This is a genomic window from Paenibacillus sp. J22P15, from assembly GCF_056269345.1.
On the sequence record NZ_JBWDNT010000002.1, the window covers coordinates 627,110 to 653,056 of the forward strand.

General features: G+C 45.5%; 26 protein-coding genes. 20 read left to right on the forward strand and 6 right to left on the reverse strand.

The window, feature by feature from the left end; translation table 11 throughout:
* Positions 1 to 14: 14 nt before the first annotated feature.
* Positions 15 to 1,763, reverse strand: coding sequence for a glycoside hydrolase family 2 protein (locus AC0YN6_RS07370; RefSeq protein ID WP_475746023.1), 1,749 nt, complete (start codon positions 1,761 to 1,763; stop codon positions 15 to 17).
* Between the two features lie 393 nt (positions 1,764 to 2,156).
* Between AC0YN6_RS07370 and AC0YN6_RS07375 the strand changes: the two genes are divergently transcribed.
* A complete protein-coding gene (locus AC0YN6_RS07375) occupies positions 2,157 to 2,627 on the forward strand; it encodes a hypothetical protein (RefSeq protein ID WP_475746024.1) in 471 nt (156 codons plus the stop codon).
* A gap of 156 nt (positions 2,628 to 2,783) precedes the next feature.
* On the opposite strand, the gene AC0YN6_RS07380 is transcribed toward AC0YN6_RS07375, so the two are convergent.
* Positions 2,784 to 3,944: an ROK family protein gene (locus AC0YN6_RS07380; protein ID WP_475746292.1), complete on the reverse strand. Its 1,161-nt coding sequence runs from the start codon at positions 3,942 to 3,944 to the stop codon at positions 2,784 to 2,786.
* Between the two features lie 183 nt (positions 3,945 to 4,127).
* On the opposite strand from AC0YN6_RS07380, the gene xylA reads away from it, so the two are divergent.
* Positions 4,128 to 5,441 (forward strand): xylose isomerase, encoded by a 1,314-nt coding sequence (gene xylA / locus AC0YN6_RS07385; protein WP_475746026.1) that lies wholly within the window; start codon positions 4,128 to 4,130, stop codon positions 5,439 to 5,441.
* 20 nt (positions 5,442 to 5,461) lie between these two features.
* Positions 5,462 to 6,958 (forward strand): xylulokinase, encoded by a 1,497-nt coding sequence (gene xylB / locus AC0YN6_RS07390; protein WP_475746027.1) that lies wholly within the window; start codon positions 5,462 to 5,464, stop codon positions 6,956 to 6,958.
* An 83-nt stretch (positions 6,959 to 7,041) separates the two neighbouring features.
* On the opposite strand, the gene AC0YN6_RS07395 is transcribed toward xylB, so the two are convergent.
* Entirely contained in the window at positions 7,042 to 7,947 is a 906-nt protein-coding gene (locus AC0YN6_RS07395) for a helix-turn-helix domain-containing protein (protein WP_475746028.1), read from the reverse strand.
* Between the two features lie 183 nt (positions 7,948 to 8,130).
* On the opposite strand from AC0YN6_RS07395, the gene AC0YN6_RS07400 reads away from it, so the two are divergent.
* On the forward strand, positions 8,131 to 8,541 hold the full coding sequence (locus tag AC0YN6_RS07400; RefSeq protein WP_475746029.1) for a hypothetical protein: 411 nt from the start codon (positions 8,131 to 8,133) through the stop codon (positions 8,539 to 8,541).
* A 74-nt stretch (positions 8,542 to 8,615) separates the two neighbouring features.
* On the opposite strand, the gene AC0YN6_RS07405 is transcribed toward AC0YN6_RS07400, so the two are convergent.
* Complete coding sequence (locus AC0YN6_RS07405) at positions 8,616 to 9,872, reverse strand: BaiN/RdsA family NAD(P)/FAD-dependent oxidoreductase (protein WP_475746030.1); 1,257 nt, start codon at positions 9,870 to 9,872, stop codon at positions 8,616 to 8,618.
* Positions 9,873 to 9,934: 62 nt separating this feature from the next.
* On the opposite strand from AC0YN6_RS07405, the gene AC0YN6_RS07410 reads away from it, so the two are divergent.
* The 10 genes from AC0YN6_RS07410 (at position 9,935) to AC0YN6_RS07455 (ending at position 17,527) form a co-directional block, all read left to right on the forward strand.
* The gene (locus AC0YN6_RS07410) at positions 9,935 to 10,771 is read left to right on the forward strand and encodes a lysophospholipase (RefSeq protein WP_475746031.1); all 837 of its coding nucleotides are present in this window, start codon (positions 9,935 to 9,937) and stop codon (positions 10,769 to 10,771) included.
* Between the two features lie 118 nt (positions 10,772 to 10,889).
* Complete coding sequence (locus tag AC0YN6_RS07415; protein WP_475746032.1) at positions 10,890 to 12,554, forward strand: two-component system sensor histidine kinase NtrB; 1,665 nt, start codon at positions 10,890 to 10,892, stop codon at positions 12,552 to 12,554.
* Positions 12,555 to 12,676: 122 nt separating this feature from the next.
* Positions 12,677 to 12,817 (forward strand): hypothetical protein, encoded by a 141-nt coding sequence (locus tag AC0YN6_RS07420; RefSeq protein ID WP_475746033.1) that lies wholly within the window; start codon positions 12,677 to 12,679, stop codon positions 12,815 to 12,817.
* Positions 12,818 to 12,832: 15 nt separating this feature from the next.
* Positions 12,833 to 13,210, forward strand: a complete 378-nt coding sequence (locus tag AC0YN6_RS07425) for a DUF3905 domain-containing protein (RefSeq protein ID WP_475746034.1) — start codon at positions 12,833 to 12,835, stop codon at positions 13,208 to 13,210.
* Positions 13,211 to 13,313: 103 nt separating this feature from the next.
* Positions 13,314 to 13,748 carry a BrxA/BrxB family bacilliredoxin gene (locus AC0YN6_RS07430; RefSeq protein ID WP_054023327.1) on the forward strand — a complete coding sequence of 145 codons (435 nt, stop codon included), beginning with the start codon at positions 13,314 to 13,316 and terminating at the stop codon, positions 13,746 to 13,748.
* A gap of 16 nt (positions 13,749 to 13,764) precedes the next feature.
* Complete coding sequence (gene nadE / locus AC0YN6_RS07435; RefSeq protein WP_475746035.1) at positions 13,765 to 14,574, forward strand: ammonia-dependent NAD(+) synthetase; 810 nt, start codon at positions 13,765 to 13,767, stop codon at positions 14,572 to 14,574.
* A 103-nt stretch (positions 14,575 to 14,677) separates the two neighbouring features.
* On the forward strand, positions 14,678 to 15,079 hold the full coding sequence (locus tag AC0YN6_RS07440; protein ID WP_475746036.1) for a ribosomal maturation YjgA family protein: 402 nt from the start codon (positions 14,678 to 14,680) through the stop codon (positions 15,077 to 15,079).
* Between the two features lie 55 nt (positions 15,080 to 15,134).
* Positions 15,135 to 16,769, forward strand: a complete 1,635-nt coding sequence (locus tag AC0YN6_RS07445; RefSeq protein ID WP_475746037.1) for a hypothetical protein — start codon at positions 15,135 to 15,137, stop codon at positions 16,767 to 16,769.
* A gap of 70 nt (positions 16,770 to 16,839) precedes the next feature.
* Entirely contained in the window at positions 16,840 to 17,238 is a 399-nt protein-coding gene (gene acpS, locus AC0YN6_RS07450) for a holo-ACP synthase (RefSeq protein WP_475746038.1), read from the forward strand.
* A 61-nt stretch (positions 17,239 to 17,299) separates the two neighbouring features.
* A complete protein-coding gene (locus AC0YN6_RS07455; protein WP_475746040.1) occupies positions 17,300 to 17,527 on the forward strand; it encodes a hypothetical protein in 228 nt (75 codons plus the stop codon).
* A gap of 71 nt (positions 17,528 to 17,598) precedes the next feature.
* Here AC0YN6_RS07455 and AC0YN6_RS07460 read toward each other — a convergent pair whose 3' ends face one another.
* A complete protein-coding gene (locus AC0YN6_RS07460; RefSeq protein ID WP_475746041.1) occupies positions 17,599 to 17,955 on the reverse strand; it encodes a c-type cytochrome in 357 nt (118 codons plus the stop codon).
* A gap of 168 nt (positions 17,956 to 18,123) precedes the next feature.
* Here AC0YN6_RS07460 and AC0YN6_RS07465 point away from each other — a divergent pair, with 168 nt between their 5' ends.
* From AC0YN6_RS07465 to AC0YN6_RS07485, 5 genes are all read left to right on the forward strand, one after another.
* The gene (locus AC0YN6_RS07465) at positions 18,124 to 19,005 is read left to right on the forward strand and encodes a helix-turn-helix domain-containing protein (RefSeq protein WP_475746042.1); all 882 of its coding nucleotides are present in this window, start codon (positions 18,124 to 18,126) and stop codon (positions 19,003 to 19,005) included.
* On the forward strand, positions 19,005 to 20,246 hold the full coding sequence (gene mutY, locus AC0YN6_RS07470) for an A/G-specific adenine glycosylase (RefSeq protein ID WP_475746043.1): 1,242 nt from the start codon (positions 19,005 to 19,007) through the stop codon (positions 20,244 to 20,246). Before AC0YN6_RS07465 ends, mutY begins: the two co-directional genes overlap by 1 nt.
* 28 nt (positions 20,247 to 20,274) lie before the next feature.
* The gene (locus tag AC0YN6_RS07475; protein ID WP_475746044.1) at positions 20,275 to 20,907 is read left to right on the forward strand and encodes a bifunctional 4-hydroxy-2-oxoglutarate aldolase/2-dehydro-3-deoxy-phosphogluconate aldolase; all 633 of its coding nucleotides are present in this window, start codon (positions 20,275 to 20,277) and stop codon (positions 20,905 to 20,907) included.
* 17 nt (positions 20,908 to 20,924) lie between these two features.
* Positions 20,925 to 21,851: an alpha/beta hydrolase gene (locus AC0YN6_RS07480; protein ID WP_475746045.1), complete on the forward strand. Its 927-nt coding sequence runs from the start codon at positions 20,925 to 20,927 to the stop codon at positions 21,849 to 21,851.
* 164 nt (positions 21,852 to 22,015) lie between these two features.
* On the forward strand, positions 22,016 to 23,200 hold the full coding sequence (locus AC0YN6_RS07485; protein WP_475746047.1) for a transglutaminase domain-containing protein: 1,185 nt from the start codon (positions 22,016 to 22,018) through the stop codon (positions 23,198 to 23,200).
* 77 nt (positions 23,201 to 23,277) lie between these two features.
* On the opposite strand, the gene AC0YN6_RS07490 is transcribed toward AC0YN6_RS07485, so the two are convergent.
* A complete protein-coding gene (locus AC0YN6_RS07490; RefSeq protein WP_475746048.1) occupies positions 23,278 to 24,426 on the reverse strand; it encodes a virulence factor in 1,149 nt (382 codons plus the stop codon).
* A gap of 291 nt (positions 24,427 to 24,717) precedes the next feature.
* Here AC0YN6_RS07490 and AC0YN6_RS07495 point away from each other — a divergent pair, with 291 nt between their 5' ends.
* Positions 24,718 to 25,824: an MBL fold metallo-hydrolase gene (locus AC0YN6_RS07495; RefSeq protein ID WP_475746049.1), complete on the forward strand. Its 1,107-nt coding sequence runs from the start codon at positions 24,718 to 24,720 to the stop codon at positions 25,822 to 25,824.
* The last annotated feature ends 123 nt before the right edge of the window (positions 25,825 to 25,947 follow it).

The window sequence follows — 25,947 nt, forward strand, 5'->3', positions numbered from 1 at the left end:
AAACGATCTTTCGGCTAATCCTCGATTGCAGCTTTTTTGCTATTGATCGCTTTAATTAGTTCCACGTCGAACTTAGGTTTTCGGTCATACGTATAAAGCCCGTTAACTTCTTGTTCTACGTCATATAGCTGTGTATAACAGAAACCGAACATATTAGGATTTTCAAGAAGCGTACTGGTTAAGCCGTCGTATCTTGCAATAAATTCGTCCAAGCTTTTTGGACGATCGCCGTAGCCCCAGCTTTTCTCATCCGTCTGATTAGGATTCCACCAAATGCCGCCATATTCACTTACAAAATAGGGCTGTCCGTTATAAGACTGTCTATCTGGGAACGATACCCATGCTTCGCCATTGTCAGCAAAGGATTTATAACGTTCGCGGAATGTTTCAGGGTTCTGATCATAATCATGGACGTCAAAAATATCCGTTACTACATGGAAATTACCGCTTGTATCGATAACGGGACGCGTTGGATCGATGGCCTTAGTCGTCTCGTAAATGATACGAAGTACGTCATTGTCTTGACGAGTACCGCGGGGGGAGTCCCATGTTTCATTAAACGGACACCATCCGATCAAGCTTGGGTGGTTAAAGTCGCGCTCTACGCCTTCGATCCATTCCGGTAGAAAGTGAGCGATGCTCGAAGCAGTTGAAATATCGAGGCCCCAGTTTGCATGCTCGCCCCATACTAAATATCCAAGCTTATCCGCCCAATACAGGAAACGAGGCTCGAACATTTTCTCATGCAATCTTGCCCCGTTGAAGCCAACTGCAAGTGAAAGCTCAATATCTTGTTTTAAAGCTTCGTCGGTCGGAGCTGTGTATATTCCATCTGGATAAAATCCTTGATCAAGGACAAGGCGTTGGAAGACGGACTTGCCATTAATACGGAATGCTTTTCCATCTAATTGGATGGAACGTAGTCCGAAATAGGATGATGCAGCATCCAATACTTCGCCATCTCGAATGAGCTCAAGCTCCAGATCATAAAGCACAGGTGAATCCGTACTCCATAATTGGATCTCGGAGAGGTTCAAAGTAAATGAAATCGACATCGAGCTTGCTTTGACCGTTTGCTGTCCTACCGCCTTGCCGTCAAGCAATGCATTACAGCGGAATTGAACATTGTTCGTATTGCCAATCAGCTTAGCAGTTACATGCAAGCAGCCATTCTCAGGGTCTGGAGTAAACCGGCAAGAGTCTATATATGTTTCTGCAACATTCTCAAGCCAAACCGTTTGCCAAATACCAGTTGTACGAGTATAGTCGCAGCCTTGCGAATGATATGAACCGCTTTGCTTGCCGCGAGGCTGTAAGCCAGACCGTGTATCATCCTCTGCATATACAGTGACCGTATTATCACCTTTCTGCAAAGCATGAGTAATATTGAAGGAGAACGAGCTGTAACCGCCGCGATGCTTGCCGACGTGTTGGCCGTTAACCCACACCTGAGCCTCGTAATCTACTGCTCCAAAATGTAATATTGTATGCTCGCCGCTCCAATTGTCAGGAAGCGTAAAGCTTTTTTTATACCAAACGGCTGGAATGAAATCGGTATGCCCGATGCCAGAAAGTCTGCTTTCCGGACAGAAGGGAACGATTATAGTTTGTGTAAGTTTTTGGTCGTCTTGGTTTAATCCCCGCGAGATGCCGCTTTTTCCGGGGTCCATTTCAAATTGCCATTCACCGTTTAAATTAATCCACGCCTCACGAGTAAATTGTGGTCTTGGGTACTCAGGACGTGGGATGTGCAGGTTTTCCATTTCGACTTACCCCCATTAAATTAATTTAAAAGTTAATAATTAAGTGACTTATACCTAATTCTAATGATTTTTATGTTGAAATGTCAATATAATTTAATGGATCGCTTAATTATATTAACTTTTAAATTAATAATTTGTTGGTGAAACTGAGTAAAGCCCTTGAAATAATAATCGCTATTTACTTTAATTTTTTTAAAACTGATAAGGCGACAGGAAAGGTGATTAAGGACTTCTATAAGGAAAAGGAAATCTTTAGTGGGGAAGTTGCCTCAGAAGATACTATTCCAATGGGACTCTACTGTAACTTGTGAAACCTTAATTATTCACGGGACGTCTGATTTATAGACGTTCCGTGTTTTCGTTAATTATTAATCAGAAACGAGGGAGTTGTTAATGAAACAAAAGGCAATTACCTGTTTGGTTTTAATATTTACCGTGTGGTTAGTGTTAACAATTGTAAACAATGTGACTCCTGTTATGAGAGGTAATGCAATTGCAGAAGAGTTTTTTGAAAATCTAGTGAACGAAAAATATCCCACTGCATCACGGTTCATTGAAAGTAATGACAAAGAAGAATGGATAAGCAATTTGTCGAAATTAGAGGACGAGGGGATCTCTTTATCAAATTATAAAGAGCTAAAGGTTAGCTTGAATGATAATGTGATAAGGGGTCAGACGATCATCAGTCTGATGAAGAATGGGGAGAAAAAAGATTATCGGATATTCATTAGTTTTGGGGGTACTCGATATTCTCCATTAGTATCTAATTTACAATACTTAGTAGCGGAACATGCAAATGATGAAGGCTTGGACAAATGGATTAAGGCAATAGACGCGGGGGCTATCACAAGAGACGATTCATGAAAAATTGCGGTATTCGTTACATTAACAAGACCGACATGTAAAAATGACGATATATATCCCAAAATATCAATAAAACAGCAGCAGTCTAGGACTTTGTTTAGGTCCAGGGCTGCTGCTGCTGTTTTATTGGAGGTCAGTTTTGCACCGAAGAGCGGCTTACTGTCCGCTTTTGATTTTTGTGAAAAACTTACTGATGGCGTAATGTGCCGCGCCGCGAACCGCAGATTGCTCCTGAAGCTCTGCGAATAATATTCGCATACGCTCTCGATGATATGAGAGCGTACGCTGATCGACGGCTGCTTGTACGGCTGGCTCAAGCCACTTTGCAGCACGGCTCATGCGATTGCCAATGATGACAACGTTTGGATTAAATACGTTGACGATATTGGCAATACCTGCACCTAAATAATCGCCTATTGCGCTTATGTGAGCGATAACTTGCTCGTCGCCGGCTGTCGCTGCCAGCAGCAGCTCGTCCAAGTTCTCGAAACCTAAGGATGCAGTGCTCTCAAGCAAAGCATTCTCAGAAGCATATAGCTCCCAGCAGCCGCGATTGCCGCAGCTGCAGGATTTGCCTCCATACTCTATCGAGAGATGACCAAGTTCCCCGGAGAAGCCGGATGCCCCCTTATATAATTCCTTATTCAAAATAATGCCCGTGCCAATTCCTATTCCTACGCTGACATAAATTTGGTTTGGAATGCCTCGTCCTGCACCGTATTTCTGCTCCCCTTGTGCTCCTGCGTTCGCTTCATTGTCAATGGTAATCGGCAAATTGAAACGCTTCTCGAGCAGTTGCTGCAGCTCAACCTGACGCCACTTCAAATTTGGTGCAAACAGAATAGCGCCGTTATCATCAACGATACCTGGCACGCCGACGCCAATTCCGACAATTCCATAAGCGCTGTTCGGTGCTTCATTAACAAGCAGCTCAATACAAGCGATTAACTGCTCGATTACATGAGCGGCATCCTGCTGCTTCAGATCGCGCTGGTGCTCGGCAATAACATTTCCCTCCAAATCGACCAGCATGCCGCGAATATAGTTGACGCCAAGATCGACACCGATTGCATAACCAGCTGTTCCTTTGAATAGCAGCATGACGGGTTTTCGTCCGCCGCTGGATTGCCCAGGGCCGTTCTCCACGACCAGATGACCATCGATCAAATCCTGAACAAGGCTGGAGACGGTTGCTTTATTTAGTCCTGTACGCTCGGATATTTGCGCTCGCGAGAGCGGGGCATGGGAGAGCACGGCTTCGAGTACAATGGCTGTATTTATTTTTTTGATGAGCGCTAAATCGCCTGTTGGTTTCATTTTCAAAAAAGAAAGCCTCCGTCCAAGTCACAATATTTATCATTGTATCATGAAAATTATATGTTCATTTATTTTAACACAAATACTTAGTTTGTTTAATAGACAAACTAAGTTAATGCATGTTATTCTTTATGTAAGCACTCTCAAAAATAGCGAATTCCATGAAGGAGGATTTTGATTACGATGACTTATTTTAAAAATATTAACACAATCCAATTTGAAGGTAAGGGCTCTGATAATCCGCTTGCATTCAAACATTACGATCCAAACCAAGTGATCATGGGCAAAACGATGGAAGAGCATCTTCGCTTCGCGGTAGCATACTGGCATACATTTAATGCGAATGGTTCGGACCCGTTCGGCTCAGCTACAATGTTTCGCGATTGGGATCAATATACCGGCCTTGATCGTTCGAAAGCACGCGTTGAAGCTAACTTTGAGTTTATGAATAAATTGAATATTCCTTTCTTCGCGTTCCACGATGTGGACATTGCGCCTGAGGGCGAAACGCTGCAAGAAACGAATAAAAATCTTGATGTTATCGTAGCTTTGTTGAAAGATAATATGAAATCCTCCGGCAAAAAGCTGCTTTGGAATACGGTTAATATGTTCAGCAATCCTCGTTATGTTCATGGGGCTGGCACAACGTGCGATGCTGACGTCTACGCTTATGCTGGTGCACAATTGAAGAAGGGTCTTGAAGTCGGTAAAGAGCTCGGCGCGGAAAACTACGTTTTCTGGGGCGGCCGCGAGGGTTACGAAACGCTCATTAACACCGATATGGGCTTTGAGCTGGATAACCTTGCTCGTTTGTACCACATGGCTATCGCATATGCGAAGGAAATCGGCTTTGACGCTCAGTTCCTCATTGAGCCGAAACCGAAAGAGCCGATGAAGCACCAATACGACTTCGATGCAGCGACAACCATCTCTTTCTTGCAAAAATACGGATTGAAGGATCACTTTAAGCTTAACCTTGAAGCGAACCATGCTACGCTCGCAGGCCACACGTTCGAGCACGAAATTCGTACAGCTGCAATCAACGGCATGCTAGGATCTCTTGATGCGAACCAAGGCGACCTGCTTCTTGGCTGGGATACGGATGAATTCCCTACTGATCTATATTCGACTACACTAACGATGTTTGAGGTATTGAAAGCTGGCGGCATCGGCCGCGGCGGCGTCAACTTCGATGCGAAGGTGCGCCGTGCATCATTCGAAGCAGAGGATCTGTTCCTTGCTCATATCGCTGGTATGGACAGCTTCGCATGGGGGCTGAAGGCAGCTGCGAAATTGACAGAAGAGAAAATTCTCGACAACATCGTCGATAACCGTTACCGCAGCTTCAAAGAAGGTATTGGCGCGGAAATCGTGTCGGGCAAAGCAACACTTGCTTCACTTGAACAATATGCGCTTCAGAACAACCCAATTAAGAACGAGTCAGGTCGTCAGGAACGAATTCGTCTTATCCTGAGCGAAGTTATTTTCAGCGTTTAAGTCGGGAGGAACTCTGACAAATGAGCTATGTAATTGGAGTAGATTTAGGAACGAGCGCTGTAAAGGTGCTGCTCATAGACCGCGACGGTACGGTGGCTGGAGAAGTGTCCCGCAGTTACCCGCTGTTCCATGCGTTTACCGGGTGGAGCGAGCAGCGGGCAGATGATTGGGTAGATGGAACCGTTGAAGCGCTGCATGAGCTGACTTCAACAGCGGGAATCGACGCTAATGCTATCGAGGGAATCAGCTTCTCCGGTCAGATGCACGGACTTGTGCTGCTAGATGGTGAAGGGGACCCTGTGCGGAACGCTATATTATGGAATGATACACGCACAACGGGGCAATGCCGTGAAATCGATCGTACGCTTGGTGATAAGCTGCTTAGCATTACCCGCAATCCGGCTTTGGAAGGCTTTACCCTTCCCAAAATCCTTTGGGTTCGCGAGAACGAGCCGGAAGCCTTTGCGAAGGCGAAGCTGTTCCTTCTGCCGAAGGATTATCTTCGCTATCGCTTAACTGGCGAGCTGCATATGGATTACTCGGATGCAGCAGGCACGCTTTTGCTTGATGTAGCAGGCAAAGCATGGAGCAATGAAGTGCTTGAAGCATTCGAGCTTCCAGCGAGCTTCTGTCCGCCGCTTGTGGAGTCGCATGGACTAGTTGGCACTTTGCTGCCGAGGTTTGCTGACCTCACAGGGCTGCCGGCAACGACAAAGGTATTTGCAGGTGGAGCGGACAATGCATGCGGAGCGATTGGATCGGGTATTTTATCCGAAGGCTTAACGCTTTGCAGTATCGGTACATCCGGTGTTATTCTCTCCTATGAGAATGACAAAACGAAGGATTTTGCGGGCAAGGTGCATTTCTTTAATCACGGCAAGGAGGATTCGTTCTATGCGATGGGTGTGACACTTGCTGCTGGCTACAGCTTAAGCTGGTTCAAGAAAACATTCGCACCTGATGAATCCTTTGATCAATTGCTCCAAGGTGTTGATACCGTGAAGCCGGGAGCGGGCGGACTGCTGTTTACACCATATCTTGTTGGTGAACGTACCCCACATGCGGATTCAGTTATTCGTGCAAGCTTCATCGGAGTTGATGGTTCACATGAACGTATTCACTTTGCTCGCGCGGTTATGGAAGGGATCACTTTCTCGCTTAATGAGTCAGTCGATTTGTTCAGACGTGCAGGCAAAACGGTCGATACGATTATTTCCATCGGCGGCGGCGCACAAAATCCAGTTTGGCTGCAAATGCAGGCTGATATTTTTGATGCTAAGGTAGTAGCACTGGAAAACGAGCAAGGACCTGGTTTAGGTGCTGCTATGCTTGCTGCATATGGAGCAGGCTGGTTCGACAGCTTGGAGTCCTGCTCCAATACATTCGTTAAACATGCGGATTCGTATTCTCCGCAGCCTGAAGCGGTTGCTGCATATGCTGGCCTATTCAAGGTTTATCAGCAAGTATATGAGCAAACGAGAAGCTTGAATGAGGCACTTGCGCCTTATCGCGGCTAAACGATAGAAAAAGGAAGGACCATTATCCTCTATTGAAGGGTGAGGGTCCTTTCTTTTTTCTTGTTCGAGCTAGGGTTATACTATTAACGTTTATAACTGCTCCATATCATTTCGGGTTTTACGCCCAGCTCTCCGGCGATCAATTCAGCCGTTAGACGCTGAGGCTTTTTTATTTTTCCGTTGCGAATTTTGGAAATGGTCGTAAGAGAGATAAGCGTAGATTGTGCAAGTGAGGTCACAGATATATTTTTACTAAGCATGAGCATGCGAAGTTTATAAGAGGGGTCATCCTCTTGATCGTTCATATGAAGGCTGGTCAATATGACGACAAAGTTTTTTAAGCTCCGATTGCCATTGTAAAAAGGCTGAATCACCGCATCGGCGTTATAGCAGCGGTCTCCAAGCTTAAGCTGGATGTTGATAGATTCAGATGTTCGGTTGTTTTTGGCATATTCAAGTACTTGTTTCACCTTATTTTGTTCATGATCTGGCACCAGCTCGAATATCGTTCTGTTTACATATGAAGAGGAGGGCTGCTGCACAGGGGCATAATAATGCTTAAAGCTCAAAATATTATAACGTTCATTTACAAGAGCAGAGATCATAATTTTATGCTGCAAAATATAATTATCAATCCATTTTTCTTCACGTAAATCCTTGCATATGATGACATAAACGATGCGCTCATCAAGCTGCAACATACGGCAGGACAGGCGCACGTCCGCTGGAGTCGAGAACTTGGTGACTAGTGTACACTCAAGCAATGGCGAGAGAGCTTGCTCATCGGCAAGCTGATGGATGGCATCATCAAAGGAGAGACTCGTTTCCTGTGTCGAGATGATTGTTGATGGATCGAGCAGTAAGAGATCCGATTTCTTAAAGCCGGAAAAGGCTGCAAAAGCTTGATTGACATCGCGAATAGACCAACGGGATTCGTCGTACTCGACGATAAGCATAGGATCCGATAGCAAATAAAATAAATGATTCATCAATGACACCCTCCCCATCAATTAGCATAGGCGGTACGTTTATGGAATGATTATGTCACAGAACCTAACGTAATGACATGGTTATTTGTGATTAAATATGTTCTTATCATTTCACTATATTTTTTTACATGATTTTTAATGAATTGGGTATGTTATACAAAACGTTAGAAAGGATGATCGCTGTTGTCTACGAATTCAGCTTTACTATTTGATTTTAACGATGCTCAGAGTGCAGCTCTCGCTTGCGAGACGCTTAGGGAGCTCGGATACGAGACGGTTCTTCATGAGGGAAGCAGTATGCATGTACATTTAGAGAGAAGCGATGTCACATCGGCACTAGAAATTGCACAATCGCATGGAGGGCAGCTCGTCGAGCAAGCTAATATTGATGCGGATGCTGTAACAGGTAGTGCCTATTCGCTTGATACGATAGCCATTCCAGCACATCTCGTAAATGAGGATTGGGCGTCGTCTTATAGTAAAGGTGAAGAAATAGAGGGGCTGCACAATCGTGACGACGCAGCAGATTACGATGAGGAGTTTCTACCGGATCCCGGGACGTATGATCATTTCTCAGGTGATGTGCGAATTTAACATTCAAATACATACACATCAAAAAAAGGCTGTCTCAGCGTCAAATGACGTTTTTGACAGCCTTTTTGTATCATTTATTGAAGTACAGCATTTAATCCAGCTGTATAGCCGGTCGAGAAAGCTGCTGTAATGTTATAGCCACCGGTATAGCCATGTATATCCAATATTTCTCCGCAAAAAAATAGTCCGCTCATGAGCTTGGATTGCATCGTTTTAGGATCGATTTCCTTTAATTGAATGCCGCCTCCGGTTACGAATGCATCTTCAATGGACAAAGAGCCGTACACTCTAATCGGAAAATGCTTGATTAGCTGGGATAGGGCTATCCAATCTTGTTTTGGAATATTGTCATAAGTAAGGCTCTCTGCTAAACCTGCTTTCTGAAGCAGAATCGGAATCATTTTTTCAGGCAAGCAGCTTTTAAGTACATTTTTAATCGTTTTTTTGGATTCGAGTTCAGCGAGCTTCAATGTTTCTCTATAAACCTCATCTTTGCTCTTATCCGGCATCAGGTCGATCGCAACTTCAATATTACCTGTCTGAAATTGCTTCAGTGCTTTCACTACAAATTGACTGCATCGCAGTACGATTGGGCCCGAGATACCGAAATGGGTAAAGAGCATATCGCCTTGATGCGAAATAATCTGTTTGCCTTTAGGGTTCCAGACGGACAGAGCAACGTCTCGCAGCGAAAGACCTTGCAGCTCCTTACTTACGATAAATGGTTCATTCGATGTGAGCGGCACTTCGGTTGGAAATAGCTCTGTTATGGAATGCCCAGCCTTCTCTGCCCAGGCGTATCCGTCACCGGTTGAGCCGGTCTGGGGTACAGATTTCCCGCCTGAGGCTACGATTACACTGCTCGCACGGAATGTTTCACCAGCTTTTATACGCACGCCTGTGACTCTTCCGTTATCATACATGATATGATCGACGGGAGCGTTCAATATGATCTTAACGCCTTGTTTGCGTACTTGATTAATAAGCGTATCAACTACAGTCTTTGCCTTGTCGGATACAGGGAACATTCGGCCGTTGTCCTCTTCCTTAAGAGCAATCCCGAGGTTCTCGAAAAACGCGATAATATCTTTGTTATTGAAGTTGGAGAAGGTACTGTGAAGAAAACGCCCGTTACCGGGAATATGCTTGATCAGCTCGTCCAACTCTTTATTATTAGTTACATTACATCTGCCGCCGCCGGATATGCCGAGCTTGCGGCCTAATTTATCACCTTTATCCAGCAGCAGCACCTTAGCGCCATCCTTGCTTGCGGCAATGCTAGCCATTAGACCCGCAGAACCCCCGCCAATTACAATTGCATCATATTGCATCGCTTTCCACCTGCTATTTTATTAGTAGTATTATAATACCACAAAAGAAAGGCGGCGTTTGAATGCTGCGTGACGAATGGAAGATAACTGGCGCAAAAGGGTCAGAACTATTTCTAAGGGAATGGAAATCAGAAACAGAGGAGACGAAAGCGGTTGTCTGTCTCGTTCACGGGATGGGGGAGCATGGTGATCGTTATGGTCATGTAGCCGCACAATTTACAGCTGCTGGGTTTGTTCTAATCGCGCTGGACCAGCAAGGTCACGGCCGCTCATCAGGCAAACGAGGACATCTGCATTCGCTTGGTGCAGCTGTTAGCGATGCTGCTCTAATGATTGAAGTGGCTGGCAAGCGGCACCCCGGTAGTCCGATCTTCTTATATGGTCACAGCATGGGGGGCAATGTGGCGCTTAACTGTGCATTACGTCTGCTGCCTCCGATTCAAGGTCTCATACTCACAAGTCCTTGGCTGCGTCTAGCATTCAAACCGCATCCTGCAGTGGAGTGGTTTGGCCGGAAACTAGCTTCCGTTATTCCAACGATGCATCAATCAACAGGCTTAAATGCTGCTGATCTATTTCGTCCAGGTTATGATCAAGCCGCTCCGATCGTGGAGGATCCATTATGTCATACAAAAATTACGCTCCATACCTTTACGGAAATTACCGAAGGCGGTGAGTGGGCTATTGCTCATGCATCAGATCTGCAAGTACCTCTCCTGCTCATGCATGGTACCTCGGATCGAGTTACTTCACTAGATGCAAGTGCTCTGATAGCCGAGCGACTCGGAGACCGAAGTTCCTTTAAACGTTGGGACGGTGGATATCACGAACTGCACAACGATTTGGAAGGTGAGCAGGCTATTCAATTGATCATAAAGTGGATAGAAGAGCAATTGTAAAAAGCTAAAATCTATGTTTTAATCGGATTAATAGATTGTTATAAAAATCCATGTTTTTACATGATAAAACCTTAATAAAATGATATAGATTCACGCATAGTAGGGGGATCGGACGTCTGTGTTTAAAGAATTGCTCTTACAATTCATTGTGTCCTTATTGCCTGTCTTTGCCTTTCAGCTTTGGTTTGATAAAGATCAAAGATGGAAGGGATTGCCGATCTTTATGAGCGTATTTTGCGGCATATCCATGATATTATGCATGGTGACTGCACCAAACTTACATGGCCATGAAGTCGATTTCAGGCTGATTCCGTATATGATCGGATCACTTTATGGCGGTGTGCCCTCATTAGTTGTTCTTTCGATCATTTATCTCGTTGTGCGAATCCCAATGCTCGAAAGCACATGGGAAACGATCAGCTTGGTCATTTTCCTCGTTGGTTTTATTCCACTTATGCTGGTGTCCATTCCTTCGTTCAGGCCTTCCTCGGTTCTCTGCAAGGAGCGGAAAGAACAGAAGGGCTTGCTGATTATGGCGATTTTGATTTTGTATTATATTGTAACCATTACGGGTTTCATGTTAGTACATGGCAAGTGGTGGTCAATTGATATGGTGCAGACTCAGCTTCTTTCTCTTTCTGCTTCATTAGTAGCAACATGGATCTCTATTTTTATTATAGAGAATGTTAAGGAGAAACAACTGCTCTACGATGAAGTAAATCTAGTGTCAGCCAATTATCGTAACGAAGTGGAGAAGCTGCAGCATTTTATTGATGAAACATTATTTGGTGTAATTATTATTGATAGAGAAGGTCGAATTACGCACATTAATGAAATGGCAGAGTCGGTGCTCAGTCTTCATACAAGGGATAAGAGGCTGCTTGGCACAACCTTTCCGATTGTTTTTCAGGATACGAATGATTTGTGTATAAAGCTGCTTTCTGAGGCGTTAAATGGTGAGAAGAGCTCACTTGTGCCTTATGTTAACGCTGACAAAATGCTGCTTCTGACAACTATTTTGATCAATTCATCGTTAAATGATCAGAATGCAGGAGCGGCGCTTATCGTACAGGATGTAACAGAACTTCGTCAGCTTCAGAGTGAGGTTGGCCGCATGGAACGACTAAGCCTAGTTGGCCAAATGGCTGCGAGCATTACTCATGAAATACGTAATCCGATGGCGGTTATCCGAGGTTTTGTTCAACTGATTCAAGAACGGAGTCCAAGAAACCAAGAGGAGTACTTTGGGATTGTAATTGATGAGCTGGACCGTGCAAATATGATTATTAGTGATTTTTTATCACTTGCTCAGAATAGAGAACTCACGATGGAGCTGTCCTCATTGCATGAGGTTGTTAATGAAATCATCCCATTAATTAGTGCTGATGCGAATTTACGTGGTCAATCGATTGAATTAAGCCTTTGCGAAAATTTGCCTTTGATAATGATGAATGATAGAGAGATTAAGCAGCTGTTTCTTAATATTGCTCGTAACGGAATGGAAGCTATGGGCAATAAGGGAACATTACATATTAGTACCCATAATTGGGGGAATAAAATCGAACTGCGCATTGCCGATCAAGGTGTCGGCATACCTTCCGAGCAGATGGAGCATTTGTTCGAGCCCTTTTTCTCGACGAAGACACAAGGTACGGGACTAGGCCTGCCATTATGCTTAAGTATCGCTCAGCGGCACAATGGACGAATCGATGTTGAATCGAAGGAAGGGGAAGGCACTGCTTTTATAGTAACCTTCCTCCTGCCGGAAGAACGCGCAAGTTAAAGGCTCATACTTAATAAAGTAGCTATCTCAGGATTTATAAGGAATGCCATTGCTGCGCATACTACCTTCGAAAGATAACCGGCTAAAGCGGTTAGATTTTCTGATGGAAGGAGGCGTTACCGATGACACAGCATAATGAAGAAAAGGGTCGTTCGGCTGAGCAAGCTAAACAAGCTGCCAATAATTCGGGGGCTAAAAGCAAGTCGCCAGAGTCGGCTGGGTTTGACAAGAAATTGGATGGACCTAATCGTCCTTCAACGTAGTGCGGGGGTGATCATATGACGGATCATACTCAGAAGAGTGAAGGGATACATCCGAAAGATGATCCCGCATTAGATCCTTATGAAATCGAGTTTTTGCCGCAGTTTCGTGAAGGGCGGGGAGGCCGTGCGCCGTTTGTGAACTCGCATGGCGTTGTCATAGGTGATCATGATTATGAATCTCCTAATTCACCGCTGTCACAGTGGAGTGAGGATACTGATCCTGCTGTTATGGCAGGTGACGAATGGGTGCATCCATTTAAGGATGTGGGCTTTCTAACGGCGGAGAACCGGGATATTTTTGAGAAGGGCCTTCCGCCGCAAGGAGGAATATTTACTCATCCCGACAAAAACGCGGCGTATGGTTTGGACAAGCAGAAAGATTCTCCCCAATAAGCTGAAAAAGAACAGCCGGAGTGAACGCGCTCCGGTTGCTTTATTTTGACTACGGACGGTATAATAGTAGCTAAAATAAAGTAATTAAAAGGAGTGTGTTTCGATGTCGATGTCATTCGAACGATACATGTTAGATATGGTGCAGCCTATGAGAGACGATCTTACTCGCATTGGTATTCAGGAGCTTCGTACACCTGAAGAAGTAGAAGAGAAATTGCCAAACGCAAAAGGAACAGCACTTGTTGTTATCAATTCCGTTTGCGGCTGTGCAGCTGGCCAATGTCGCCCAGGCGTAGCTGATGCGCTTCAGCATGATATTACTCCTGATCATTTGTATACAGTATTTGCAGGTCAAGATAAAGAAGCGACTGCAAAAGCTCGTGAATATTTTGCTCCTTACCCTCCATCTTCCCCTTCAATTGCTTTGATGAAGGACGGAGAGCTAGTACACTTCATTGAGCGCCATCAGATCGAAAATCGTTCCGCAGCGGATATTGCAGCCGATCTGACAGACGCTTTCGATCGGTTTTGCCGCTAACTTAGGACGGTAAACTATGAGCTTACAACAAGAAATCATTGAAAGATTAGGCGTTCAGCCCAAAATTGATCCGGATCAGGAAATTCGTAAACGAGTTGATTTCTTGAAGCAATTCGTGAAGCAATCGGGTACGACGGGCTTGTTAATCGCGATTAGCGGCGGCATAGACAGCGCGGTTGCAGCGGGTCTTTGCAAGCGGGCAACGGATGAGCTTAGCTCAGAGACGGGCCGCGAGTATATGACACTTGGCGTGTTTCAGCCTTATGCCCAGCAATCCGATATTGCTGACAGCTATGCAGTTGCGGAAGCTTTCCAGTTGAAGCATCGCGTGGAGACGAATATCGAAGAAGCTGTCGATGAAATTACGATTGAGGTAGAGCATGGCTTTAAGTCGTTAGGCATTCCGCGTCATTTGAGCCGCGGAGGCAAAGGCAATATAAAAGCTAGAACGCGAATGGTCATGCAATACGCACTCGCGTTCGACCTGAATCTAATTGTAGTCGGAACGGATCATGCATCTGAAGCCATTACTGGTTTCTATACCAAGTGGGGCGATGGTGCGGTTGATGTAACTCCGCTTAGTACGCTTAACAAACGGCAGGTTCGTGAGCTTGCATCCCATATCGGCGTGCCGCAAAGCGTGCTCGACAAAGCACCGACAGCAGGCCTGTGGGACGGACAAACCGATGAGGATGAGCTTGGTATCACTTATGGTGATAATAGCGATTATCTTGAAGGCAAGGAAATCGCCGACGAGGCTCGCGAGAAGCTTGAGAAACAATATTTAAAAACCGAGCACAAGCGCTCCCCTATTCCGGGTATTTAAGCATTAGTGAATTGATTAAGAGACTGTTCCTTAAACCGAGAAATCGGCGGGGGCAGTCTTTTTAGATTATCCATACAAATATGGTTTAGAAGGTGAGCACGCATTGAAAGCGAGGATACCGTACATTATCGCAATGACCATTACGATGGTGCTTGGATACAGCTCTAGGTTGTTTGCTGATTTCCTGCCAGTGTTCGTGGCGGAGCATTTTGGTGATGCGCTATGGGCGAGCATGATTTATTTTGGCGTTCGCACAGTGTGGGTACGTAAGAGAATGTTTTGGGCTGCAGTAGTGAGCGTTATCTTTTGTTTTGGCATCGAGCTTAGTCAGCTGTATCAGGCAGAATGGATCAATGAGATTCGAAGTACAGTTTTGGGTGCGTTAGTGCTCGGGAGCGGTTTTTTAACTGTAGATTTGATCAGGTACAGTGCAGGCATACTGGTTGCTTTGGTAATGGATAGATATCTAATGAAAGTTCGCATGCAACGAAGAGGTTCCCCTTAGTAATGAAATTATATATGATAAGAAGAAAAAATAGTCAATTGAGGAGACGCGTCTAATGAGCTTTACAGCTAATCAAAATGAAATTATTCAGAAAATCGCGATAGCAGCGCAGCAGCAGCAGCCAATCTTAAGCAGTGGAATATGGTTTCATCACGATATACGCGATAACTTTTATTATGCATCGTATTTGTTCGCAGCTTCTGTTGATCTATCCTTTCAGTTGCCATTCGATAGAGAAGCCGCCAAACAAACCGCAGCAGCTGTTCTGCTTGAGGTTCTTGCTCTTCAAGATCAGAAGGGAGACAGCGACACCTATGGTCACTGGCCGCTGAGGCTGGAGCCGGTTCTCAAGGACTCGAAGCCTAATACACTGCCAGTTGAGCTGATGGGCAGCTTGATGGCCTTTTTTGCTAACCGTTACAGGTCTTATTTTGATGATAAGCTCGTACAGGCATTCGATACTGCGCTGGTACATATTTATCGAAGCGGTTTTTACAATCAGAAAAATGTTTTTGGTCATCACGATGCTAAATATACAGCTGCGAAGCTGATTTTCGGGCAATTGTTCGATGACGCGGAACTACTGGCGGACGGTCGGAACAATCTTCAGCTAACTTTGGCTCATGTTCGCAAGTATGGTATGTCCGAATACAGCAGCTTGCCTTGGTTCTGGCATTGGGTGCAGGCATTCACCTGTGCTTGGCATGAGATAAACGATTCAGCAATTAAACTAGAGCTGGCTGAGATGCTGGATTTTCTCTGGAACGAGAGAGCGGCATTCTACTTGAAAGGCGCTTATGTCGGTGCGCATTGCCGCGGTCAGATGCATGATCTCCCGCTAGACAGCAATGTTCTGCACGACTATGTGCAATTCGGTGATTTTGAGCTTCCTGCACAATTGCCTCGTACGGAGTATGCGGGATTTCTATTTTATGAGGCACCAGAAACAGCCCGCCTTACAGCAATGAATCGATGTGAACCAACCGAGGTGAAAAAGGTGATCACGAAGCTGACAGACGAGTCGACATATAAGCTCCACAGCTATGCCTACATTACATCGGATTTTGCGGCAGGGGGAATGTGGGAACGATTCACGGAGTTTGACAATGAGCAGCATCGTTGGGATATTTCTTTGCCGTTAGGGCAGCAAAACGGCGTGAATCAATTGTATTTCTTCCATCCGGCAGAGTCGAACGCAAAGGATGATTTGAGACATCAAACGGAGCATACAGAAGTTCTATTTTATAAAAATACGATTGCAGCGCTATATCCTATTCCATCAGGTGCAGCTAATCAAATTATAGGAGTATTGCCGTCTATAGCTTGGCAGCAGGAGTCTGGTATTTTGCTCGGCCAGACCGATCATGTTTATTTGGCCGTATATTTGATGCAGCCCTTTGAACTGCAAAATCTTTCTGACCGGTATATTGTGACAAGTGAAGGCTCTCGGAACGGTGTAATTGTTGAGGCAATTAGTCATAGTGATGCTCGGAAGAGAGGCATAAGCAGCTATGAGGCATTTGTTGCTGAGGCAAAGGGAAATATGCCAGCATGGTCATCTGAGAATGAGCTAAGCGTACGCTATGTGTGTCATGATAAGAGTGTACTCGAGCTAAGTGCAGGTAAACAGGGTGGCAGTGAAAAATCGATCAATGGTGAATTCATTGATTTTACGGAATATAAGCTTTAAAAATAGGCAAAGCTTGACTTCATTTGATCCTTCTGCTAATCTCACTTTCAGGGAAAAGGCGGGTGTTAGTATGATCATCGGCATCGGACATGACTTATCTGATATTACACGAATAGCGAGAGTGTTAGACGGACCTACAAGCGGCAAGTTCTTGGAGCGTATTCTGTCAAAGAGAGAGCGAGAGCTGGCTTTACAGTACTCAGGTGAAAGGCTCAATCAATTTACAGCTGGTCGCTTCGCAGCGAAGGAAGCAGTCGTGAAAGCTTTTGGCTGCGGGATTGGGAATGTGATTGGTTTTACGGACATTGAAATTTTGCGAGGAAGCTGCGGCAAGCCCGAGTGCAGCTTAACGGCGGCGGCTTGGAGGCGCTTAGCGCTTGATCCTGAAGCTGTTCGCATTCATGTGACGATTACACACGAGCGGAAGCTAGCTTCTGCGTTCGCTGTTGCGGAGCGGATATCGGAGTAACCTTTTGACTATACTTGGAATGTAATATACCAAGGTAGCTAGTCGAGAGGGGTTGTCGACGATGGATGAGCAGCGGCTTCAAAAAACGAAGCGTCGGTTTAAAACTGGGCAGTGGGTCGAGTTTGACGGCTTGTATTCGGATGATTGGGGCGGAGATTTAGTATTGGTGCAGGGTGATTTGTTTCCGATACACCCCGAAATGGGCGAGACACATTGGACATACGCCGGCCAAGCCGAGCTTCATTACACGAAATCTCCAAAAATAAACGGTCATCATATCGGCTATTAGGCGATAACAAGTAAAAAAGATGCCAGCAGCAGCTTCATCTGCTAAGGCATCTTTTTTTTGCTTGTTTTCTGTTATTTTTTGCTTGCTAACCAATCGGAGAGTCCGGCAATTTGTTCAGCAGTTAAGCGATCCTTAAAGGCAGGCATAGAGCCCTCGCCCTGCTCAATTTGTGTTGCAATATCTGAAGCACTCATGCGTTCTCCAATTTTCTGAAGATTTGTTGCTGGACCAACTCTGCCTTGCAGTCCCGTACCATGACAACTGACGCAATTTGCCTTATAGACTGAAATCACTTCAGCAGGCCCTTTAAGTTCATTCTTTTTTTTGGAAATGCCATTTTCCTTTTCTCCACAGCCTGTTATAGAAATTAGCACCATCACGGTAATCAAAATTGTTGTTGCAATTGAAAAGCTTCGAACCTTATTCAAAAATATCATCCCTTCTTATTGATTTATATTGAAAATATAGGACTTATCTGGATATTCACAAGACTTCCATATGAATTTATATCGTTAGTTCGTATAATAGAAAAGATAGTTAACCATTTGCAACGCAGATATAGATATTATATCTCAGATTTGATTATAGGAGAATTCATGAACCCGACAATAGAAAGTATTTTGCAAAATCAGTTGAACAACATTCAAGCCGAGGTTATTATGACCGCCTATACAGAAAAAGAACCTGGCTGGTTCGTGCAAAAATCTGAACCGGATTTTTTCCGTTTCTGCTATACGGATAAGGGTCAGGCCTGGCTAAACATAAAAAATGAACGTTATATTTTGAAACCAGAAACGCTGTATCTACTGCCTGCGGGTGCGCAGCAATCGTTTGGCACAGAAGGAAATGAACATTTCGGATTTTATTGGTGTCATTTTCGTTTAGAACTGAGTGATATTCAAGTGATAAAGTCGTTGCAGCTGCCGCTGTTTGTTTACGTGCAGGACGGGCAGATGATGAAGGAGCTTTTTGCCAAAATGAACGCGCATCAACATTGCACCTCTATTACGAGAGAGCTGAGGCTAAAGTCCACGTTGCTCGAGCTTCTTGCCTTTTATTTAGATGAAAGTCACGTGCAGAGACAAACGGTTCAGCGGCCTTCTTTTGAGGTGAAGTGGAATGAGGTGCTCGCTTACATTGAAGAGAATTTGCAAGAGAACATTCAAGTTGGTGATCTGGCGAAAGTTGCTTTCCTCCATCCAAATTATTTCATTACATCATTCAAAAACATTATGGGTTGCTCACCGATCCAATATGTGACGAATCGCCGAATATCACTTGCAAAACAGCTGCTCATGGAAACGGAGCTTCCAGTATCTATGGTTGCGAAGCGAGCTGGGATGCAGAATCACTATTTATCCAGACTTTTCAAAAAATACACAGGTATTACCCCAGTTCAATACAGACGGATCGGAAAGATTAGCGGCGGTAATCAAATGAATCTCACAACGAGAATGAACGAGGAGAAGAACAACTAATGGGAGCAATAGATGCAAAAACGTATTTTAGTACAGAGCTTCTGAGCTGGTATAGGCTTATTAAGCGTGATTTGCCTTGGCGGATGAATAGAGATCCTTACCGAGTATGGGTGTCAGAAATTATGCTGCAGCAGACGAGAGTGGATACGGTTATTCCGTATTACAACCAGTTCATGAGTAAATTCCCTACCGTTAGAGCGCTTGCCGAAGCACCTGAGACTGAGGTGCTCAAAAGCTGGGAAGGACTAGGCTACTACTCACGCGCGCGAAATTTGCAAGCAGGAGCGAAAGAAGTAGTCGAGCGTTATGGCGGCATTGTTCCAGATGATAAGCCATCTGTCGCTGGATTAAAGGGCGTAGGTCCTTACACTAGCGGAGCCATTATGAGCATAGCATTTAACCGTCCAGAGCCGGCAGTTGATGGTAATGTTATGCGTGTGCTCTCACGTTACTTTTGCTTAGAGGACGATATTGCGAAGACTTCTACACGGGTTAACATTGAGAAGCTGGCAGCCTCGCTTATTCCGGAAGGCGCTGCAGGTGATTTTAACCAAGCGCTGATGGAGCTCGGGGCACTTGTATGTACACCGAAGTCGCCTAGCTGTTTGCCATGTCCCGTGATGGAGCATTGTGAAGCTAGACTTGCGGGCAGAGAAATGGAATTGCCTATTAAGACAAAGGCTAAGCCGCCTCGTCCAGAGTTTAGAGCGGCAGCAATCGTTGTCGGAAGCGGGGAGAATGCAGGCAAAGTACTCGTTAGGCAGCGTCCGGATACAGGGCTGCTTGCACAAATGTGGGAGCTGCCGCATTTGCTGTTGCCTGCGGATAAAGTGAAATGGCTGGACGATGCTGCGCCGAAGGAACAGGGAGAGCTGGCGGAGATGATCGGCCGGATGGTTGAGACGGACACCGGATTGCTAATTCGTCCGCGCAGCTGGTTTATGGATGCTGACCATATTTTTAGCCATATTCATTGGAAAATGCGATTTTATTTGGCGGATTTAGGAGACCAGACTTATTCACACAAAGACGCAGCTGCTGCTATTGCATTGGATAATAATTCTATTGCTGCTGAAGCGGTTTCAGAATATGACGCTAATCAAAAATCGGCTGTTAGTACTGCTTCTGCACCGGCAGAAATGACGCCTTCAGGCACTTATCGTTGGATAACGAAGGAAGATATGAATACATTGCCGTTTCCAAATTTATTTTTGCGCATTTTGAAGCAGTTTTGGGAATAAATGAATATAAGAGTCGGAGGAGAAGCGAATGGGCGATATGCTAGAGCTGCTGCTGCAGCACAAAATTGTAGCAATTTTACGAGGGATTGAAGATCGACATGCAGATGCAACCGCGCAAGCTTTAATAGATGGCGGTATTCATATGATGGAGATCACGATGAATACAGAGGGTGCTGCAGTCATGATTGATCGTTGGCGCACGAAGTTTGACGGGAAGGCAGCTGTAGGTGCCGGTACGGTAACGGATGTAGAGCTTGCTATGCAAGCTGTTTCTGCTGGCGCGCAGTTTCTCATCTCGCCTAATTTGGACGAGGAAGTTATTGCTTACGGCCGCGAGCGCGGCCTCTCCGTTTGGCCGGGCGTGATGACGCCAACCGAAATTGTGAAGGCATGGAAAGCTGGAGCGGATGCGGTGAAGATATTCCCGATGGGTACGCTTGGCATAGGCTACTTGCAAGAAATTCGCGGTCCGCTGAACGATATACCGATGATTGCAACGGGTGGTGTAGATTTACATAATATTTCCGATTACTTTAAAGCAGGGGCAAATGCTGTTGGAATGGGCGGCAAACTCGTCAATCTGGAATGGGTTCGCGAGGGGAAATTTAGTCAAGTAACGGAGCGGGCACGACAATTTGTAGAAATCGTACGAACGTTATAGAGCAAGGAGGTTAATGCATGAACTCAATCTCATGGATAGTAATCATCTTCTTCATAATTGTTTTGTTGATCACCTTTTTAATTTGGAAAATAGGCGTAAGAAGCCAGAAGCCGCGGAGAATTGCGAATGCGGATGCTCCTAATGTTGACACGCAGTGGGAATCGATTTCCTTCACAAGTGATGGCTCTAAGCTTACGGGCTGGCTGCTTCAGCCAGCTTCCTTTGACTTGTCAATTGAAGGGCTCAGTCCACTTATCGTCATCGCGCATGGCTGGGGCTCGAATCGAACGCGAGTGCTTCGGTATGCACGACCCCTTTATGAAGCGGGATTCTCTATATTAATGTATGATGCGCGTAGTCACGGCAACAGTGATTCTATTTCCGCGCCATCAGCGCTCATGTTCCGGGATGATGTGCGAGCTGCGGTAGAGACGGCCAAATCAATTCATGGCGTTGATCCAGACCGAATAGCGGTGCTTGGCCATTCACTAGGAGGCTTCGGTGCGCTGCTAGCACTCGATAAAGGCATGCAGGTGCGCGCGGTCGTAACGGACTCGATGCCCGTTAGATTCGAAACGATGATGAAGTCAGAGCTGCGACGCAAAAATATACCGCTTTTTCCATTAGCCTATCTCATACCGAAAATATGGCTTATTCGCTCAGGTATATCTTCGGCCGAGTTCAAAGAAGCAAGTATTCCATTAGTACTCGCTAAACATGCGGGCAGCGCGGACATTGAACGGACGCCGGTCATGATGATTCACTCGAATGGTGATGGGTTTATAAGTTCAGAGGATCTGCGGGAATTAAAGGATCAAATGCCTAATGACATGATACATACATTATTCGTATCGACCGAAGGACATAGCACATCGGAACAAGATCCTGTCTTTTGGGAGAAGGTTATTCCTTTTTTGCTCGAATCGGTCGCCTATGCTGCCTGAAAAAAAGGAAGCCTGCGGCACGAGGCTGCAGGCTTCAAGAGAGAATATATAATAAAGGGGGGTCATGAATTTATTATATAAGCATAAGATGAAACCAAGATGAGAGAAATATTACAGTTTGATTACATGGCTGAAATGTGTAAATAGTTATTTAGGAGGTTCGAATGCGTAGAGTAGCTTCCAAACTGTTGGCTGTTTTTATTGTCGTAGCAGCTGCATTATACCTTGACTTCAAGCTGGATTTATTTCCTGCCGCAGCAGAGTCGGAAGAGGTGACCGCCATGGATGAAACGAGTAAACTTGAGCGATTGGAGCTGGAGCTCGCTAAGCAGTTCAAAGCTCGGTCCGAGCGGTTTTCGGTAACCTACACGGGGGACAAGCAGGAACTATCGAACAAGATGACGGAGGTCATTCGCGCAGCTCTAAAGCATGATGACTATTCAGCCTACATACTTGAATCCTACATCTACACCATTCGCAGCTGGGGGAATAAGTCTACGATCTCTCTTGAAACGAGATATCGTGAGACACTTGAACAAACCGCCGTGGTAGATCGTCAAGTAGCAAAGGCGCTTCAAACGATTATTGAACCGGGCATGAACGAGCATGAGAAAGTAAAAGCCATACATGATTGGGTTGTTAGTCATGTGGAGTACGATCAATCGTTGAAGCATTATACAGCGTATGATGCGGTGACGTTAGGAGAAACGGTGTGTCAAGGTTATTCTTTGCTTGGCTACAAGATGCTGAAGGAGGCAGGCCTAACGGTCCTCATAGCTGAAGGCACTGTAAATACTGGCGAACACGCTTGGAATATGGTTAAGGTAGATGGCGTATGGTATCATCTAGATCTGACTTGGGATGACCCGGTTGCGGTTGCAACAGCAAGTGAAAAACCATCTGCACAAGCAAATCAACTAGGTGAGAGTACGATTCGTTACAACTATTATTTGAGGTCGGATGATGAGCTTCGAGTCGATCATCAATGGATCAAAAAGTATCCTGCTGCAACTACCGCTTATGCCGATACCATTCGTGAACTAGAGAAGCAAGGCGAGCAGACAGAGCGGAATCGCTTCAGCAAGCTGAAGCTCGCACTTGGGCTGCACTGGCTTGAACCGGAATATACGGTGTCTAGCTCGGAGCAGCTTAATCAAGTGATTCAGTCCGCGCTTGATTCGAAGGCTGGCAGCTTAGAATTCAGGTATGAGCAAGGCGGCCAATTTCCAGAAGCGTTGAAGGCTGCCTTCGAACGAATAAATATAGCCGTAGGCTATCGGGCAAGCTATGAACCATATGCTGGAGATGATTCTCTTCTTGTTCACTTAAAGCTAGAGTATGCGAAATAGTTCGTTGGTTTAAAATAAAGCGTACAACACAAAAAGGGGTGCAGAGATGCACCCCTTTTTGTATTGTACGATGCAAATTATTGCTCGCCATTCCTTGCCGCGGTCATTTGCTGCCATACAGAGCCTGCGGCTTCTTCACCGCGTTCAATCCGCTCAAGCGCCATTTTGGCTTGCAGCTGAATTTCAAACTCGCTATCCTTCGCAGCTTCGCGGAGTGCTTCAATTGCAGATTCATCTCCTGCCTCGTATAGAAAGCGTGCCGCACGCCAGCGGACAAGCTTGTTTTTGTCGCGAAGCGATTCAATCATTGGTCCTACTGCAGCCGAATCGCCAAGATCGGATAAGGTATCCCCAGCAGTCCGTCTGACGGAAGTTGAGGAGTCGCGAAGTGCAGTAAACAAATAGGGCAGAGCTTCAGACGATCGCAAATCTCCAAGGTATATAACAGCAAGGCGGCGAATCGATGTATTCTCATCCTTAATTGCCTTTGCAAGCAAAGGCAAACCTTCGATTGAGGAAACGAACCGCTCGAGTGCAGCATAACGAACTTGCCAATCTGGTGAGGCGAATTGCTCTTCTGCTTCGTCGAGTGTTAGAGGAGCGGGCCTTACAACAGCTGGTACTGCTTCCTCTGTAATAGAATTTCCTTGTTCGATGGCAGCTTGCACGAGAGTGTCTAATCTTTCACTCGGGTAAGAAGCTTCCAGCTCGCGTACAATTTCAGCGGCAATTTCCTCGGGCTCACCGTAACGGATACCAAACTCCTCGAGCTTCCGTTCGCGAATCATGCCAGAGCCTGCAGCAAGGCTGACCGCTTCGCCAAACTGCGAGGGAAGCGCTGAGCGAGCTTCGCTGTCCCCCATGCGTACACGTACTTGCATCGGAATTCCGCGATACATTTGAACGAGAACTTGCGCTTCTCCGTAGCTTGTTGAGGGTCCTTTATCGCTGCCTTGCTGCCCATCATCATCCTTCTGAAGAAGCTGTCCTGCTTCAGCTAATATAGTTGCCCAATCTGCTCCTGGCTTGCGGTCAAGCGCAATAAAGTCAGCTGTACGGAACAGGCTCCGTACACCATTAATTTGCAAAAGCTGCTGAAGCACTTCGGGAGCATCGCTTGCTTCACTTGCTTTATAAGTAAGCCTGCGGCCGCGGGGCAGCGTCTCATCGACATTCAGTTTCATTGAATTTGGACTTGGTGTTGGTTCTATAGAAATTAGTTTCATGAGGAAACCTCCAGGGAAAAGTGATGTTATTAGTGTAAATCCGTTGTATTTGTGTAACAAATACTGCGTCGAAAGCGTAGTCTTATGTGTAAAAGCTATATGAGCAAGTGTAACTGATTTCATGTTCGGATGCGAACGAGGCAGCGGTTGGCTGCTATATTTTATTGTTTTTCTGATGTGTCAGCCAGGCTGGAACTTGGAAGACTTTCGTATAAATAACATATTTGCATGTGTGATGCTGACTTGGTATCTTATTAAAGCAACGAATGATTGCGAAGGAGGGAAGGACGGTTGAAGTTAAAACGATTTGCAAACATAGATCCTATTGAACAGCACACTTCTTTGAAGCAATTCAAAAGATGGCGTAAGGAACGCATTCGCAAGCTGAGAATGAAGGATTATTCATTCACCGTTCCGAATGTTGAACCTGATATCGCATACTTGGAGGATAACAGAAAATGGCCCTCTATTACTTGGGTGGGACATTCGACTTTTTTCATTCAGCTCGGCGGGTTGAATATTATTACGGACCCAGTATGGTCGACTCAAATGGCTCTCCAGAAGAGACTTTCGCCGCCGGGTATTAAAGTTGAGGACGTACCTCCAATTGATGTTGTGCTCATTTCTCATTCACATTATGATCATCTAAATATAAATTCGCTGCGCAAACTGATTGGAAGCAGACAATTGCTTGTGCCGGCAGGCCTTGGTGCTAAGCTTCGGAAGAAGGGGTTCCTCAGAATAAAGGAGCTGCATTGGTGGGAATCCGAAATTATTAACGGGGTTAAATTCACGTTTGTGCCTTCACAGCATTCAACGCGCCGCAATCCTTGGGATATGAATAGCTCGCATTGGGGCGGTTTTGTCATTGAGCGTCCAGTGTCACGAAGCGAAAAGCTGGTGAGCGGCGCTCGCGGAGATTCCCCGCTGATATCTAAGGAGGAGAAAAATGCGGAGCCGAAAGCTCAAATCGCGAGTACAGCAGAAGCGGTAACCGCCAGGCTGCATCCTTTTTTCAGTGAGCGAGGTGTTGTAGAACGACCGGTTGTGTCGGATTTTCCGACGATTTATTTCGCAGGAGACAGCGGGTATTTTCAAGGCTTTAAGGATATTGGTCGTCGCTTCACAATTGATGTAGCGATGCTGCCAATCGGAGCCTATGAGCCGGAATGGTTCATGGCGCCGCAGCATATTACGCCGGAGCAAGCGCTTCAGGCGTTCGACGATTTGGATGCCAAGTGGTTCGTGCCGATGCACTATGGAGCCTTCAAGCTCGCTGACGATACGCCTCGCGAGGCACTCGATCGGCTGGAGGCTGAGCGCTTAAAACGTTGTATTGCGGATGAGCGTATTCTAGTACTCCCGCACGGTGAGACTTGGCGGTTGTCCGGAAAATAACAAATGAAGCTAAATATTCGCCAAATCCGCACAATGATGCGAGTAAGCTAAAAACGTTATACTGATCATATAATGTAATGAGAATATTTGATTAAGCTTGGCTTAGCGTATGCTAGTTCAAGC

Coding starts and splice junctions, on each gene's coding strand:
- AC0YN6_RS07395 (WP_475746028.1), bottom strand. CDS start 7,947: ATGAATCATTTATTTTATTTGCTATCGGATCCTATGCTTATCGTCGAG.
- AC0YN6_RS07445 (WP_475746037.1), top strand. CDS start 15,135: ATGAGCTTTACAGCTAATCAAAATGAAATTATTCAGAAAATCGCGATA.
- AC0YN6_RS07485 (WP_475746047.1), top strand. CDS start 22,016: ATGCGTAGAGTAGCTTCCAAACTGTTGGCTGTTTTTATTGTCGTAGCA.
- acpS (WP_475746038.1), top strand. CDS start 16,840: ATGATCATCGGCATCGGACATGACTTATCTGATATTACACGAATAGCG.
- AC0YN6_RS07465 (WP_475746042.1), top strand. CDS start 18,124: ATGAACCCGACAATAGAAAGTATTTTGCAAAATCAGTTGAACAACATT.
- mutY (WP_475746043.1), top strand. CDS start 19,005: ATGGGAGCAATAGATGCAAAAACGTATTTTAGTACAGAGCTTCTGAGC.
- AC0YN6_RS07410 (WP_475746031.1), top strand. CDS start 9,935: ATGCTGCGTGACGAATGGAAGATAACTGGCGCAAAAGGGTCAGAACTA.
- AC0YN6_RS07380 (WP_475746292.1), bottom strand. CDS start 3,944: ATGAAACCAACAGGCGATTTAGCGCTCATCAAAAAAATAAATACAGCC.
- AC0YN6_RS07425 (WP_475746034.1), top strand. CDS start 12,833: ATGACGGATCATACTCAGAAGAGTGAAGGGATACATCCGAAAGATGAT.
- AC0YN6_RS07480 (WP_475746045.1), top strand. CDS start 20,925: ATGAACTCAATCTCATGGATAGTAATCATCTTCTTCATAATTGTTTTG.
- AC0YN6_RS07490 (WP_475746048.1), bottom strand. CDS start 24,426: ATGAAACTAATTTCTATAGAACCAACACCAAGTCCAAATTCAATGAAA.
- xylA (WP_475746026.1), top strand. CDS start 4,128: ATGACTTATTTTAAAAATATTAACACAATCCAATTTGAAGGTAAGGGC.
- AC0YN6_RS07405 (WP_475746030.1), bottom strand. CDS start 9,872: ATGCAATATGATGCAATTGTAATTGGCGGGGGTTCTGCGGGTCTAATG.
- xylB (WP_475746027.1), top strand. CDS start 5,462: ATGAGCTATGTAATTGGAGTAGATTTAGGAACGAGCGCTGTAAAGGTG.
- AC0YN6_RS07475 (WP_475746044.1), top strand. CDS start 20,275: ATGGGCGATATGCTAGAGCTGCTGCTGCAGCACAAAATTGTAGCAATT.
- AC0YN6_RS07430 (WP_054023327.1), top strand. CDS start 13,314: ATGTCGATGTCATTCGAACGATACATGTTAGATATGGTGCAGCCTATG.
- nadE (WP_475746035.1), top strand. CDS start 13,765: ATGAGCTTACAACAAGAAATCATTGAAAGATTAGGCGTTCAGCCCAAA.
- AC0YN6_RS07455 (WP_475746040.1), top strand. CDS start 17,300: ATGGATGAGCAGCGGCTTCAAAAAACGAAGCGTCGGTTTAAAACTGGG.
- AC0YN6_RS07375 (WP_475746024.1), top strand. CDS start 2,157: ATGAAACAAAAGGCAATTACCTGTTTGGTTTTAATATTTACCGTGTGG.
- AC0YN6_RS07370 (WP_475746023.1), bottom strand. CDS start 1,763: ATGGAAAACCTGCACATCCCACGTCCTGAGTACCCAAGACCACAATTT.
- AC0YN6_RS07420 (WP_475746033.1), top strand. CDS start 12,677: ATGACACAGCATAATGAAGAAAAGGGTCGTTCGGCTGAGCAAGCTAAA.